Annotated in this window: 15 protein-coding genes; 7 read left to right on the plus strand and 8 right to left on the minus strand. The window is 64.9% G+C overall.

Annotation, left to right across the window (positions count from 1 at the left end; all coding sequences use genetic code 11):
* Positions 1-13 precede the first annotated feature (13 nt).
* Together hemB and ACXAJV_RS14025 are read left to right on the plus strand one after the other, a co-directional pair.
* Complete coding sequence (gene hemB / locus ACXAJV_RS14020) at positions 14-991, plus strand: porphobilinogen synthase (protein ID WP_475086055.1); 978 nt, start codon at positions 14-16, stop codon at positions 989-991.
* A 14-nt stretch (positions 992-1005) separates the two neighbouring features.
* Positions 1006-1395, plus strand: coding sequence for a hypothetical protein (locus tag ACXAJV_RS14025; protein ID WP_475086056.1), 390 nt, complete (start codon positions 1006-1008; stop codon positions 1393-1395).
* A 32-nt stretch (positions 1396-1427) separates the two neighbouring features.
* Here ACXAJV_RS14025 and ACXAJV_RS14030 read toward each other — a convergent pair whose 3' ends face one another.
* The 4 genes from ACXAJV_RS14030 to ACXAJV_RS14045 are packed head-to-tail and all read right to left on the minus strand — an operon-like array spanning position 1428 to position 4485.
* A complete protein-coding gene (locus tag ACXAJV_RS14030) occupies positions 1428-2057 on the minus strand; it encodes a trimeric intracellular cation channel family protein (protein WP_475086057.1) in 630 nt (209 codons plus the stop codon).
* Complete coding sequence (locus tag ACXAJV_RS14035; RefSeq protein WP_475086058.1) at positions 2054-3100, minus strand: TIGR00341 family protein; 1047 nt, start codon at positions 3098-3100, stop codon at positions 2054-2056. The genes ACXAJV_RS14030 and ACXAJV_RS14035 overlap by 4 nt, the downstream gene beginning before the upstream one ends.
* 6 nt (positions 3101-3106) lie before the next feature.
* Complete coding sequence (locus ACXAJV_RS14040; RefSeq protein ID WP_475086059.1) at positions 3107-3625, minus strand: hypothetical protein; 519 nt, start codon at positions 3623-3625, stop codon at positions 3107-3109.
* On the minus strand, positions 3622-4485 hold the full coding sequence (locus ACXAJV_RS14045) for an NAD(P)-dependent oxidoreductase (protein WP_475086060.1): 864 nt from the start codon (positions 4483-4485) through the stop codon (positions 3622-3624). The genes ACXAJV_RS14040 and ACXAJV_RS14045 overlap by 4 nt, the downstream gene beginning before the upstream one ends.
* A 61-nt stretch (positions 4486-4546) precedes the next feature.
* Here ACXAJV_RS14045 and ACXAJV_RS14050 point away from each other — a divergent pair, with 61 nt between their 5' ends.
* Positions 4547-6871, plus strand: a complete 2325-nt coding sequence (locus ACXAJV_RS14050; RefSeq protein WP_475086061.1) for a penicillin acylase family protein — start codon at positions 4547-4549, stop codon at positions 6869-6871.
* On the opposite strand, the gene ACXAJV_RS14055 is transcribed toward ACXAJV_RS14050, so the two are convergent.
* Positions 6853-7317: a flavin reductase family protein gene (locus tag ACXAJV_RS14055; RefSeq protein ID WP_475086062.1), complete on the minus strand. Its 465-nt coding sequence runs from the start codon at positions 7315-7317 to the stop codon at positions 6853-6855. The genes ACXAJV_RS14050 and ACXAJV_RS14055 overlap by 19 nt on opposite strands.
* 90 nt (positions 7318-7407) lie before the next feature.
* On the opposite strand from ACXAJV_RS14055, the gene ACXAJV_RS14060 reads away from it, so the two are divergent.
* Complete coding sequence (locus tag ACXAJV_RS14060) at positions 7408-8340, plus strand: flagellar motor protein MotB (protein WP_475086063.1); 933 nt, start codon at positions 7408-7410, stop codon at positions 8338-8340.
* Here the strand turns inward: ACXAJV_RS14060 and ACXAJV_RS14065 are convergent.
* The 3 genes from ACXAJV_RS14065 to ACXAJV_RS14075 form a co-directional block, all read right to left on the minus strand.
* On the minus strand, positions 8337-8603 hold the full coding sequence (locus ACXAJV_RS14065; protein WP_475086064.1) for a putative antibiotic biosynthesis monooxygenase: 267 nt from the start codon (positions 8601-8603) through the stop codon (positions 8337-8339). The genes ACXAJV_RS14060 and ACXAJV_RS14065 overlap by 4 nt on opposite strands.
* A gap of 100 nt (positions 8604-8703) precedes the next feature.
* Positions 8704-9339 carry an isochorismatase family protein gene (locus ACXAJV_RS14070; RefSeq protein ID WP_475086065.1) on the minus strand — a complete coding sequence of 212 codons (636 nt, stop codon included), beginning with the start codon at positions 9337-9339 and terminating at the stop codon, positions 8704-8706.
* A 48-nt stretch (positions 9340-9387) separates the two neighbouring features.
* Positions 9388-10275 (minus strand): pirin family protein, encoded by an 888-nt coding sequence (locus tag ACXAJV_RS14075; RefSeq protein ID WP_475086066.1) that lies wholly within the window; start codon positions 10273-10275, stop codon positions 9388-9390.
* A gap of 114 nt (positions 10276-10389) precedes the next feature.
* On the opposite strand from ACXAJV_RS14075, the gene ACXAJV_RS14080 reads away from it, so the two are divergent.
* The 3 genes from ACXAJV_RS14080 (at position 10390) to ACXAJV_RS14090 (ending at position 14064) form a co-directional block, all read left to right on the plus strand.
* On the plus strand, positions 10390-11298 hold the full coding sequence (locus tag ACXAJV_RS14080) for a LysR substrate-binding domain-containing protein (protein ID WP_475086067.1): 909 nt from the start codon (positions 10390-10392) through the stop codon (positions 11296-11298).
* 123 nt (positions 11299-11421) lie between these two features.
* Positions 11422-13266 (plus strand): SLC13 family permease, encoded by a 1845-nt coding sequence (locus ACXAJV_RS14085; RefSeq protein ID WP_475086068.1) that lies wholly within the window; start codon positions 11422-11424, stop codon positions 13264-13266.
* A gap of 42 nt (positions 13267-13308) precedes the next feature.
* Positions 13309-14064 (plus strand): arginyltransferase, encoded by a 756-nt coding sequence (locus ACXAJV_RS14090; protein ID WP_475086069.1) that lies wholly within the window; start codon positions 13309-13311, stop codon positions 14062-14064.
* Positions 14065-14101 lie beyond the last annotated feature (37 nt).

The raw sequence follows: 14101 nt of genomic DNA on the forward strand, positions 1-14101 counted from the left end.
ACACGCGCCCGCCATGTACCCGTCTACACGCCTTCGCCGCACCCGTCAGGCCGACTGGTCGCGCCGCCTCGTGCGCCAGAATACCCTGACAGTGAACGATCTGATCTGGTCCGTCGTGGTGTCCGACACCGCCGATCCGGTCGAGCCGGTCATGGCCATGCCGGGCGTCGACCGCCTGTCGCTTTCCGCACTGGCGAAGGCGGCAAAGGAAGCCCAGGATCTGGGCATTCCGGCGATGGCGATCTTCCCGCACATCGACCCGGCGAAGAAGGATGATTCCGGTTCCGAGGCTCTCAATCCGGACGGTCTGGTCCCCAATGCGATCCGCACCATCAAGGACGCCGCGCCCAATGTCGGCGTGATCTGCGATGTCGCGCTCGATCCCTTCACCACGCACGGCCATGACGGCGTGCTCGACGGCGATCGCATCGCCAATGACGCCACCGTCGAACAGCTGGTCGCCCAGGCCCTGGTGCAGGCGCAGGCCGGCTGCGATGTCATCGCGCCGTCCGACATGATGGATGGTCGTATCGGCACGATCCGCGACGCGCTGGAGGCGGACGGCCATCACGATACGCTGATCCTCTCCTACGCCGCCAAATACGCCTCGGGTTTCTACGGCCCCTATCGCGAGGCGATCGGCTCGGCGGCCTTGAAGGGCGACAAGCAGACCTATCAGATGGACCCGTCCAATCGCGACGAGGCGATCCGCGAGGTCGAGCTCGATATCGCCGAGGGCGCCGACATGGTGATGGTCAAGCCCGGCCTGCCCTATCTCGACATTGTCCGCGCCCTTTCAGACACTTTCCCCGTGCCCGTCTACGCCTTCCAGGTCTCCGGCGAATACGCCATGATCGAAGCCGCCGCTGCCAATGCCTGGATCGACGGCGAACGCGTGATGATGGAAAGCCTGCTCGCCTTCAAGCGCGCGGGCGCTGCCGGGATCATCACCTATTTTGCGCCACGGGCGGCGCGGGTGTTGAACGGATAAGCGAGGTTGCCTGCATGAGTTGGGGGACAATCACCTGTCTGGATTGCGGGCACAAGTTCGACTCTGAAACCGCCGAGCTGAAAGCTCTGCGAAAGATCCAGGGGCCGGTCGGATCGCCGGCTCCGCCCTTTTTTTGGCATTCGGAAATCTCGGCTGTGGACCCGATCCCGCGATGCCCCGAATGCGGGCTCGCGCAACGGGAAGCACGCTGGCCCGCAGCATTCCTGCTGGTTCCGCTTGCCTTGTTGTGGATGACGGGACTGGCCGCGGCCGTAGCCGCCAGTTCCGAAAAAATTCCGTTATCCGTGGTGATGTATGGGGTCTGGTTCAGCATCGGCCTGACGGGCGCCGGCCTGATGGCCAGCCTTGTCGCCCACGCAATTGCCAAACCTGTGCGGTGCTAGACCTGGACTTCTTCGGCACCCCTGAAACGCGTCTATTCGCTGATCCGCACCCCAGGCAGCGACCATTTGAACCGGATCGCGCAGCCGCGCAGGATCAGTGCCAGCGCCGCCGAACCCAGGGTCACGGCGCTGGGATTGAGGCCCAAGGCCAGTCCCGCAACATAGGCCGCCGCGCCCGCCATTGCCGCGAGTGCATAAATGTCCTCGCGCAGCACCAGCGGCACGTCATTGACGATGATATCGCGCAGGAGGCCACCAAAGGCCGCGCTCATCATCCCGGTGAGGATGGCGATGGTCCAGTGCGCCCCGGCCGCCAGCCCGGCCTCGGCTCCGATGACGCAGAAAACGGAAAGGCCGATCGCGTCGGCCCAGATCAGGGCGGCACGGCGGGTGGCGATGGCCTGCGCCCAGGGCGAGGTGAAATAGCCCAGCAGCGCGCCGCCGACCGCAACCGCGAGATAGTTCGGTTCGGCGATCCAGTAGACCGGCAATTGCCCCAAAAGCACATCGCGCAACGTGCCGCCGCCCATTCCCGTCACCGCGCCGACGATGGCTGCACCGAACGGGTCGAGCGCCTTGCGTGCCGCCAGCATGCCGCCGGAATAGGCGAAGAAGGCGATGCCGCCATAATCCAGCAGGGTGAACAGGAATTCGACATTCATGATCCCGCTCCTGTTGCCTCGGGAAGCGCCGGCACAATCGGCACCCCCTCGCCTGTCTCGACCGTCAGCAGCACCGCCAGCCCGGTCAGGGCGACGATCAGCACGGCCCAGACCGCCAGATTGATATAGATCGACCGCGTCGCCGAGCGCCGCTCGAGCCAGGTGCGCGGCCTTATCCCCTTGTAGAAGAAAACCAGCAGCGCGGCGAGATTGACGCTGACCACATTGATCGCCAGCAGAAGGCCGGCGCGCAGGGCGAGTTCGGTCTCGCCGGCGCCCAGCAACAGGCCCGCCGTCGCCGCCGGCGGCAACAACGCCACGGCGACCATCACACCCACCAGGGTGGAGGACAGTCCCGTCGCGATCGACAGGGCGGCCGCGGCCCCCGACGCCAGGGCGAGCACGGTGGAATCGAGCCCGACAACCGTGCGGCCGGACAATTCCTCAGATGTCAGATCCGCGCCGAACGCCAGGCCGATCAGGGCCGACAGCGCCATCCCGAAGGCGAGCCCCACCAGCGCGGTGCGCGCCGAACGGGCCATCAGTTCCAGATCGCCCAGCGCCGAGGCGAAGGAGAAGGCGAGGATCGGGCCCAGCAAGGGTGCGATTACCATCGCGCCGATCACCACGGCGACATTGTCGGCCGACAGGCCGAACACGGCGACGATGGTGGATAACAAGGTCAGGAGCAGGAAGTCGCGATGCAGTTTCGCACCGCCCGCCACGTCCTGGTAGAGCTCCTCGCGCAGGGCGATGAATTTGCGGCGCGCCGAAGCCTCGACCAGTTTCGCCGCCGGCTTGGGCAGGCTGGCCTCGACCGGCAGCACGACCAGGCGCCAGTCTTCCAGACCGTCCATCAGGCCGTTGATCGAATCAATGGCGGCCTGCCCCTCGCCATCGCCGAAGACCAGACGCAGGACGCGCCGGCCGCGCGAGGTGGGCTCGCTCAGCACGGTATCGAGTGGTTCGGCCCGCTCGCTGGCCGCCATCAGGCGTTCCACAAGCGCCGCATCGTCCCGGAAGCTCAGCTCGATCAGACGCATCCCGGCTCACGCCTTGCCATTCTGGCGCGCGAGCATTTCGCGGCGCGCGTGTTCGAATTCCAGCAGGTCGGCCAGATCGCGTGCGCGCCAGGCCGCGCCCATCATCATCAGGCTGAACACCATCCACACCCCCAGAATACCGATCAGCGTATCAATGCGCTCAAAGCCGATCCGCAGCCAGAAATCCGGCTCCATTTCGGAAATGCCGAACACGGCCGCCACCGGGACCGAGACCAGCAGCAGTGTCGTTGTGCGAAAAACCCGCTCGACGCGGTGTGCATTGAGCGCGGCATAGGTTTTCAGGAATTCGACCTGGGCGTCGTCCAGCCCGCCCAGAAGGCCCAGCCCGACCTTCCAGTGCACCGCCCGCGTCAGCGGCGTAAGCTGGTCATTGGCCATCTGCGACAGCGAGCGCCGGGTGAAACCGGCCAGCAGCATGCGCCAGGTCGCGAACAGCGAAGTCAGGCGTTTCCACACGCCCATGGCGACCGGATCGGTGCGGATCAGCTGGCCCTCGCCGCTCACAGGTCACGCTCCAGCCGCGCGATCAGCGAGGAGGTGTCCCAACGATGGCCGCCCATGGCCTGCACATCGGCATAGAACTGGTCGACAAGCGCCGCCACCGGCAGGCGCGCGCCATTGCGCCGGGCTTCTTCCAGCGTGATGCGAAGATCCTTGCGCATCCAGTCGATGGCAAAGCCGAAATCGAACTCGTCCTTCACCATGGTCTGCCAGCGGTTTTCCATCTGCCAGGATTGCGCCGCGCCCTTGGAGATCGCGCCGATCACCAGCGCCGGATCCAGCCCCGAGCGCTTGGCGAAGTGCAGGCCTTCGGACAGGCCCTGGACAATGCCGGCGATACAGATCTGGTTGACCATCTTGCACAATTGCCCGGCGCCGGCCGGCCCGATCAGTGAGCTTGCCTTGGCATAGGCGTCCATCACCGGTTCGGCGCGCGCGAACGTGTCGGCCTCGCCGCCGCACATGATGGTCAGCTGGCCGTTTTCCGCTCCCGCCTGGCCACCGGAGACCGGCGCGTCGAGAAAGCCCAGACCGGCATCGCGGGCCGCCTGGTCTAGCTCCCGCGCCAGCTCGGCCGAGGCGGTGGTGTGATCGACCAGCACGGCTCCGGGCTTCATCGCCGGGATCGCCTTTTCGGCAACGCTGCGCACATCGGGATCATCGCCCAGGCAGGCAAAGACGAAGTCCGCATCCGCAACAGCCGCCTCAACCGAGGGGGCTGACACGCCGCCATGCTCGGCCGCCCACTCTTCCATTTTTGCCGCAGTGCGGTTCCAGACGACGACGTCATGGCCGGCTCCGGCGAGGTGGCCCGCCATCGGAAAGCCCATCACGCCCAGACCGAGAAATGTGCAACGCGCCATGAAGCTCTCCCCTTTGCGCTTTCCCCTTGCTAGTCTCCCGGCAATTGGGGAGCAAGTCATCATGATCGCACGTTTTCTTCGCTATGCCGGTCTGGCCGCCGCCGGACTGCTGGCCCTCGCCCTTGTCGCGGCACTGGTTGTCGGCAACCGTCTCTATGCCTCGCTGCCGCAGACGCGCGGCACCATGGATGCCCCCGGCCTGCAGAACACCGCGCATATCGTACGCGACAATTGGGGCATTCCGCACATCTTCGCCGATCGCGATCGTGACGCTTTCTATGCGCTCGGTGTTGCGCATGCGCAGGACCGGCTTTGGCAGATGGAGATCACCCGCCGGGCCCTGCGCGGCCGCGTCGCCGAAGTGCTGGGCGAACCCGGCGTCTCCTCCGACATTTTCTTCCGCACGATGGGGCTTGGCCCGGCTGCAGATACCGCAGCAGAAAACCTGCCGGCCGATATCCGGGCCGCGCTGGAAGCCTATGCCGCCGGCGTCAATGCGGTGATCGACGCACCGGGCTTCGTCGCGCCGCCGGAATTCCAGATCCTGATGATGCAGCCGGAACCCTGGACGCCGGCCGACACGGTGGTGGTCTACAAGGCGATCGCGCTCGACCTGTTCGGCAATGCCTTCGAGGAACCGCGCCGTGCCGCGCTGGAGGCCCATCTTGGTGAGCAGCGCACGCTGGAATTCATCGGCCGCTATCCCGACGACGCCCCCCGCTCGCTCTCCATGGCTGATCTGGGGCTTGAGGAAACGGGTGCGACACCCGAGCCCGAAACGCCGACTCAGGGGCCGGAAGACAATGGCCGCGACGGATCGAACAACTGGGTGCTCTCCGGCAGCCACACCGTGTCCGGCCTGCCCATTCTGGCAAACGACCCGCATCTTGGCCTGCGCGCACCGGCAATCTGGTATCTCGCCCGCATCACGTCACCGGACGGGTCGGTGGTCGGCGCCACCCTGCCCGGTACGCCCTTCGTGACGCTGGGGCGCAATGACAATATCGCCTGGGGATTCACCAATACCGGACCCGATGTCGGCGATCTGCATGCCGTGACCGAGGCCGATGTGACCGGCTCTCGCGAGGAGACCATCGCCGTGCGTTTCGGTGACGACATCACCATCACGCGGCGCGAGACGGCAACGGGCCCGGTGCTCGATCCGGAACACTTCCCTGCCTATACCATCCCGGAGGGCGCCGACTTCTTTGCGCTGCAATGGATGCTCGACGAACCGGACGACGCCACGACCGGTGTCGGCATGCATATTCTGGCCGGTGAGGACTGGCAGGACTTTGTCGACGCCGTGCGCAATTTCGTGGCGCCGCAGCAGAACATGGTCTTTGCCGCCCGCGACGGGGATATCGGTTTCTACGCCCCGGCCCGCATTCCGGTGCGCGACGCTGACGGCAACTGGGGCTCGACCATTCCCTTCGAGGAGCTGCCCCACACCCGCAATCCCGACCGCGGTTTCATTGCCACCGCCAACAACAAGATCGTGCCGGACGGCTATCCGCATTATCTGACCGGCGACTGGTATGGCGTGAACCGGATCCGGCGCATCTATGAAGGCATCGAGAGCACTGACCGCCACGATATGGACAGTATGGCTGCGCTGCAGATCGACACGGTTTCAGTGATGGCGCGGCAGGTTCTGCCGGTCCTGATGACCGCAGAGCCCGCCAGCGAGGCCGGCCGCGAGGCCCTGGCGATGCTCGCCGGCTGGGATGCCGACATGGCCGTCGACCGGGCAGAACCGCTGATCTATGCCGCCTGGATGCGGTCGCTGTCGCGGGCCGTCTATGCCGACGATCTCGGCGATCTGTTCGATCGCTGGTATGCCGACCGCCGCGTCTTCATGACCGACGTGCTGACCGGTGATCTGGGCGCCTGGTGCGATGACGGCACGAGCGATGCAGTGGAAACCTGCCTGGACCTTCTGGGCCCGGCCCTCGACGAAGCGATGGAACAGACGATCGCCGATCACGGGGCCGACATGTCGGCCTGGCGCTGGGGCGATGCCCATTACGCCCGTCACGCCCACACACCGTTTTCCGATTTCCCGGTCCTGTCGGACTGGTTCACCATCGAAACGCCGATCCCGGGCGATGGCTCGACGGTGAATGTCGCCCACTTCTCCTACCGCACCCCGGGATATGACGTCTTCCACGGCGCCTCCTACCGGGCGCTCTACGACATGGCCGAACCGGACGCCTCGCGCTTCATGATCACGACCGGCCAGTCCGGCAATGTCATGTCACGGCATTATGACGATCTGGCGCCGCTGTGGGGCCGCGGCGAATATGTGGAGATCCCGACCGGCTGGACGATGGACGCCATGCCCGAGGGCATGAGCGTGCTGCAGCTTCAGCCCGGTTCGCAATAGGTCGAGGCGTAGAAGACCAGCGCCGGCACGTCGCGCGGGGTGTCGAGATCGATCACCTCGCCGACAATGATGTCGTGATCGCCGCCGCGATGCACGGCGCTCTGCGTGCAGACGAAATGCGCCACGGCGCCATCGATCAGCGGCGCCTGCTCGCCGGTCCACAAGGCATGGCAATTGCGCAGGTCCGGCTGCAGGGCACAGGCATGGGCCAGCCCGGCCTGGTCGGCTGCGAGCACGTTGATGGCGTAGGTCTTTGCGTGCCGGAACATCGCATAGCGTTCGGTCTCGCACTCGATCGACCACAGCACGAGCGGCGGGTCGAGCGAGACCGAGGCGAAGGAATTTACCGTCATCCCGACAGCCCGGCCCTCATGAAAGGCCGACACGATGGTCACGCCGGTCGGATAACGCCCGAGTGCATCTCTGAATTCGCGGCTGTCGATCAAGGGGGCGACCTCGCAAGCTGGGATTTTGAAACCTGGCCTTAACGCTAACCGTCTACAGGAGGGAGGGATACGGAAACAAGGCGGGTGGACATGGCGTCGAAAGATCAGCCGATTGTCATCAAGAAAGTCGTAAAGGGCGGAGGCGGCGGTCACCACGGCGGCGCCTGGAAAGTCGCCTATGCCGACTTCGTCACCGCGATGATGGCCTTCTTCCTGCTGATGTGGCTGATCAACACCACCACACCGGAGCAAAAGCGCGGCATTGCCGACTATTTCGCACCCGCCAGTGTCTCACCGGCCAATTCCGGCTCCGGTGCCCCGCTTGCGGGCACCGCCCCCGGCGATGACGGCGTGCAGGGTTCCGGCGACAGCTCGATGCGTCAGCGCCTCGCCCCGTCCGCTCCGCAGCTCAATGACCGCGATCGCCAGCAAACGCCTGAAGGCTCGCCGGAATCGCCGGATGAGACCCAGGACGCGGCATCCCAGATCATGGCAGCTGCTATGGCCGAAGCCCAGGCCCGCCGCGACTCTGCCCAGCTGCATTCCGCCGCCATGTCACTGCGCCAAGCCATGCAGGACATGCCCGAATTGGCCGAGCTGTCCAACCATGTCATTGTCGACGAGACGCCGGAAGGCCTGCGCATCCAGCTGATCGACCAGGAAGGCCGCCCGATGTTCAACCCGGGCGACACCGAGCCGACCGACCGCGCCATCACCCTGCTGCGCGCCGTTGCCCGCATTGCAGAACGCCTGCCCAATCGCCTGTCGATTGCCGGTCATACCGACAGCGCCCCCTCGACCGGCGGCAGCTATACCAACTGGGAGCTGTCCTCGGACCGCGCCAATTCCGCCCGCCGCGTTCTGCAGACTTCGGGTATCTCGAACGATCGGATCTATGAAGTGCGCGGCAAGGCCGGCTCCGAACCGCTCTATCCCGACGATCCCTACATGCCGGGCAACCGCCGGATCTCCATCGTGCTTTTGCGCGAGGCCCCGGTCCTGCCCCAGGGTCACGAACTCTAGGCCGTTTCGTCACCCCGGCCTGCCGGGATCAGCCATCCACGGAAAACCCATTCAAGCGCCGGCATGATGAGATAGGTCATCAGCAGAACGATGACGGCGACGACGATGGTGTCGACCCAAAGGCGGTCGAGCGGAAACACGGCCTGGACCGCCGGCGGGATAAGATAGACCGGTCCCAGCAAACCCAAGAAGCTGAGAACTGCCAGCTTGTGGCGCGGCGGCGACCGGCGCTCCGGCCTTGGTGTCTTGGCATATTCTGACATGGTGGCGCTCCGAGTGCTGTGATCCCGGCATCGGGATTCCGGTGAGGGGAACCCGCGCCGGACAAGCGTTTCCGGCGCGGGTCTCAAGCCCTTCGGCCTGTCAGGCCAAAACAGGCGTTTTTGCCGTTGCACGGACCTGACCGACGAGGTTCGCCCAGTCCATGTCCAGCGCTTCGTAGACGGCCCCAGCCTCCTCAGAGGCATTGTCGCCCAGCACTTCGACCATGAGACTGGCTCCGTCGGCGACGACCACACCGCTCTGCACCAGCCGCATCAGCCCCGTTTCGCGCTTGGTGACATTGAATGTGCCGCTGGCATCAACGGCGACGTAGGCTTGGAAGCCCTCCCGCGCGGCCCGCATCGCTGGAAAGGCAGCGCAGACCTCAAGCGACACGCCTGCGAAAATCAGCTTGCTGCGCCCGGTTGCGCTGATCGCAGCTTCGACCCGCGGATCATCCCAGGCATTCACCGTGGTCCGGTCGATAAACTCGTGGCCGGGCAAGGCGTTCTGCAGTTCCGGGAAGGCCGGCCCCCAAAGCGCATCTGCCGAGGTTGTGGTGGCCACAACAGGCAGACCCAGCGCGAGAGCGGCGCGCGCCAGGCCGACCACATTACGCTTCAGGTCGCCGACGGAATAATCGCGGATACCGGTCATCAAGCCGACCTGGTGGTCGACCAGAACCAGCGCGGCATTCTCCCGGCTCAGCGGCTCGGGATTGAGGTGGGACAGTGTCATGGTTTGCTCCTTCTTTGGATCTGGATTTCAATGATCTGATTGGGACGTCTACGTCGCTGACGGCTCGATGCTTCCCAGTTCGCCCGCAGCGTAGGCCTTTGAAACGGCTTCGATTTCCTCGACCGTGCTCATCACGAACGGCCCGCGTTGCACGAAGCGCTCGCCAACCGGCGCGCCCTGGAGAAGCGCCAGATGCGCATCGCCCGCGCTGCGGATGGTGAGGGTCCGGGCCTGGCTGCGATTGTTCACCGCGATGGCCTGTCCCGCGCCGATGGCGGCGGCATTGCCTTCGATCTCGAACCGCACATGACCGTTCACGCCCACCAGCAAAACCGTCTCTCCGGCCGGAACCGTGTGCGCATAGCGCGCACCGGCGCCGAGCGTCATATCGAGCACAGTGAGCGGCAAGGCCGGGGACATCGCGGCGGCAATCTCGTTGCTTCGGCCGAGCACCACCCGTACCCGCACACCATCGGCGAGCACGACCGGCATGGATTCCGCCTGAACGTGAAGGGAGGCCGGCGCGTCCTGCTTCATGCGGGCCGGCAGATTGACGAAAACCTGCAGACCGTGCGTACGCGAACCCGGTCGGGGCGCCTCGTCATGCACGGCGCCGCGCCCGGCCTTCAGCCAGTAGAGATCGCCCGGCATGAGATCGAAGTCATTGCCGAGGGAGTCCCGGTTGTTGAAGGGGCCCTCGCTGTCCTCAAACAGGATCGACACGGCCGACATGCCGGCATGGGGATGCGCGCCGAATGTCGGCTCGGTCATTGTGTAGTGATCCAGCATCACGAAGGGATCCATCAACCCGTCAAACCGGTTGTGACGGAAGCTTCTGGCCGTGAAGCCGTTACCGATCGAGAGCGGCTCGCCAGCGACAATCGCTGACAGATCGACTTCCGGATCAGCAGTCGGGCTTTTCGTTGCAAACGTCATTCCGTGTCTCCTTTTGATGGAGCGCAATTAAGAACGGAACGTTGGTTGCAAAAAGTAGCGATATCGGGACTTATAGTTCTGCAAATGGAACGATACTGACCCGGGAGAGCCGGTGTGCCTGTGGACCTGAATGACTATTTCTACTTCGTCCATGTGGTCGAAAAGGGCGGGTTCGCCCCGGCCGGCCGCGCCTTGGGAATCCCGAAATCCAGACTGAGCCGGCATGTCGGCCAGCTCGAAGCGCGCCTCGAGGCCCGGCTGATACAGCGCACATCGCGGCAATTTCTGGTGACCGATGCCGGACGGGCTTTCTACGAACACGCCCGGGCCGCGCTGGACCGGATCGAGGCGGCCGAGGCCGCCGTCAGACAGAAAAGCCATGAACTGGCTGGCCGGGTCTCCCTGTCCTGTTCCGTCGGCGTCGCACAGTTTGCGCTCAGCCGGATCCTCCCGGAATTCCTCGCGCAGAACCCCCGGGTCGATGTAGTCCAGCACGTCACAAACGAGACCGTGGACCTGGTGGAAAGCGGGATCGACCTCGCCCTGCGCGGCCATATGGGCCCCCTGCCCGACTCAACCCTTATCCAGACCAAGCTCGCCTCGATCGAGTGGCGTCTGTTTGCCAGTCCCGCGTATCTGGATCAGGCTGGAAATCCTGCCACCCCCGACGCGCTTGAGAACCTGTCCGCCCTGAAGATCGGCTGGCGGCGGGAAACCGGGCAATGGATGCTGAACGGCCGTGGCGGTGTTTCGGTCAGCATTCCCTTCCGGCCCCGCTTCGCCAGCGATGACATGCTGTCACTGAAACGCGCCGCCGCGCATGGGCTCGGGATTGTGGCCCTGCCAGCCTATGTCTGCCGCGACGAGATCGCGCTGGGCCACCTTGTCCGGGTCCTGCCGGACTGGAGCGCCGGCGAGGCACAGATCAGCCTCCTCATGCCGTCCAGACAGGGCGTCATGCCCGCCGTTGAAGCCCTCTCGGCTTTCCTGCGCGAATTCCTGCCGGAAGCCGTCAGGCCGTAAGCCGGCTCTGCCGGCAAGCGGACACCCGCTGCCCTTGGCCGTCCGAGGGGCTTCGCAAGCGCACATGACGCGTGGTAGCGTCATGGATTGCACATGTCGGATCCATAGCCTCCTGAAATCACAATGATAGAAAGCGCGTCGCTAGACGTCTGGCAGATGTGGGCAATTCTCGGCGGCCTCGTCGTCGCAATTGTCTTCTTCATATGGGACCGGTTCCCGATCGAGATCGTTTCGGCCTCGATCGTGGCGGCGCTCATGCTGTTCTTCCATTTCTTCCCTCTGGACGATGGACGACCCAGCATCGCCGCCCTGCTGGAAGGGTTCGCCAATCCCGCCCTCTTCACCATCCTGTGCCTGCTGATTGTCGGCCAGGGCATATTCCAGACCGGCGCAATGGAGGGGCCGACGCAATTCCTCCTCTCCTCCTACGATCAGCGTCCGCGCGGCACACTGATCGCGATGTTCGCCTTCGTCTTCATCGTCAGCGCCTTCATCAACAACACGCCGGTCGTGGTGATGTTCGTTCCGATTCTCGTGGCAATCGCGCGGCGGATGGAAAAGAGCCCGTCCAAGCTGATGATACCGCTGAGTTATGTCTGCATCCTGGCAGGCATGACGACGCTGATCGGCTCGTCCACCAACCTGCTGGTCGCCGAACAACTGCGCACGATTTCCGGCGTCAGCCTCGACTTCTTCACGCCGACCATACCCGGGCTCTTCCTCGCCAGTTTCGGGCTGGTCTACATCGTCTTCGTCCTGCCGCGCCTGCTACCGGACAGGGACACGATGGAGGGCGAGCTCGCCGGCTCCGGCGAAGGCCGTCAGTACATCGCCCAGATCGAGGTCACCGCGGATCACCCGCTGGCCGGCAAGCGTCCCGTCGCAGGCATGTTCGCCGACCTGCCCGACATGACGGTGCGCATGATCCAGCGAGGCGAGCACGCGCTGCTGCCGCCCTTCGACCAGATCGAGCTGAAGGCTGGCGATCTCGTCATCGTCGCGGCCACCCGCCAGACCCTGTCCAACCTCCTGTCCAAGCGCGCCGACTTCATGCGCGGCATGCTCGAAGCGTCCGGGCCGGGCGAGAACCCGACCCCGGGCGACAGCCTGATGATCACCGAAGCCGTGGTGGCCCCGGGTTCACGCCTGATCGGCCGGACGATCCAGCAGATCGGTTTCCGGCACGCCACGGGCTGTATCGTGCTGGGCATCCAGCGGCGCAGCCGGATGATCCGTTCGCGCATGGGCGAGATCCGGCTTGAGGCCGGCGACACATTGCTGCTGTTCGGCTCGACGAGCTCGATGCGCCAGCTGCGCTCCGACCGTGATCTTCTGCTGATGGAATGGGCGACTACGGCCCTGGCCGATCCGCGCCGCGCCAATGTCGCGCGCGCCATCTTCGCCGGCGTGGTGATTGCGGCCGCGACCTCGCTGATGCCGATCGCGCTGGCCTCTTTCCTCGGTGCCGTGGCGATGATTGCCGGCGGCTGTCTCAACACGCGCCAGGCTGCGCGCGCCGTCGATATCCGCATCTATCTGCTGATCGGTTCGGCGATTGCCCTGGGCACGGCGCTGCAGATCACCGGCGGGGCCGACCTGCTGGCGACGGGTGTCGTCACGGTCTTCTCGCCTTTCGGGCCGGTCGTGCTGATGTCGGCCATGTTCATCCTGATCGCCTTGCTGACCAATGTGCTCTCGAACAGCGCCACGGCGATCCTGTTCACCCCGATCGCGGTCGGGGCGGCCAACCAGATCGGCGCCGATCCGTCGCTGTTTGCCCTCACCGTGCTGTTTGCGGCCAATACCTGTTTTGCGACCCCGATCGGTTATCAGACCAATCTTCTCGTGATGGGCCCCGGCCACTACCGTTTCATGGACTATGTCAAAGCGGGCGCACCGATGGTGGTGGTGTTCTGGATCGCCTTCACCCTTTACATTTCCCTCCTCTACGCCTTCGATCTGGTGTGAGTTAGCATGACGATCCGGTACAGCTGAGTCGAAGAGCGAGCAGTGACCCATCCATTCGCGACACGGCAAATTCCCTTCTTCCTGACGGCGGCAGCGCCGTGCCCGTATCTGCCCGGGCGCTGGGAGCGGAAAGTCTTTACCCGGATCGATCTGGGCGAAGGCCCCGCGCTCAATGACGCCCTGACCCATGCCGGCTTCCGCCGCAGCCAGGGCGTGCTCTACCGTCCGGCCTGCGAGGCCTGCGATGCCTGCAAGTCGGTGCGCATCGATGCCGGCGATTTCGACTGGAAGCGCCGCTGGCGCAAAAATCTCAACCGCAATGACGACCTCACCGTCTCCACCGAGGCCCTGACAGCGACGATGGAGCAGTACGAGCTGCTCACCCGCTATCTGGACAGCCGCCACGGCGATGGCGACATGGCCGGCATGTCCTTCGGCGAATACGTCATGATGGTCGAGGAAGGCGCCCAGCGCACACACGTCACCGAATACCGCGATGCCTCGGGGACGCTCGTCGCAGCGGTACTGACCGATGTGCTCAAGGACGGGATCTCGCTGATCTACAGCTATTTCGACCCGGGCGAGGAGAAGCGCAGCCTTGGCGCCTTCATGATCCTGGACGCCGTGCGCCAGGCCGAAGCGGCCGGCCTGCCCTTCGTCTATCTGGGCTATTGGGTGCGCGGCAGCCGCAAGATGAGTTACAAGGCGGCCTACCAGCCGCTGCAAGTCCTCACGCCGTCGGGCTGGCAGGCCTATGGCGAACTGGCTAACCATGAGGACGAAATCGACGAGGACTGACACCGGCCGGAACGGGCGGGCACGATCCTCAAGGGGG

This window comes from Maricaulis sp. ABE4_448, assembly GCF_056160825.1.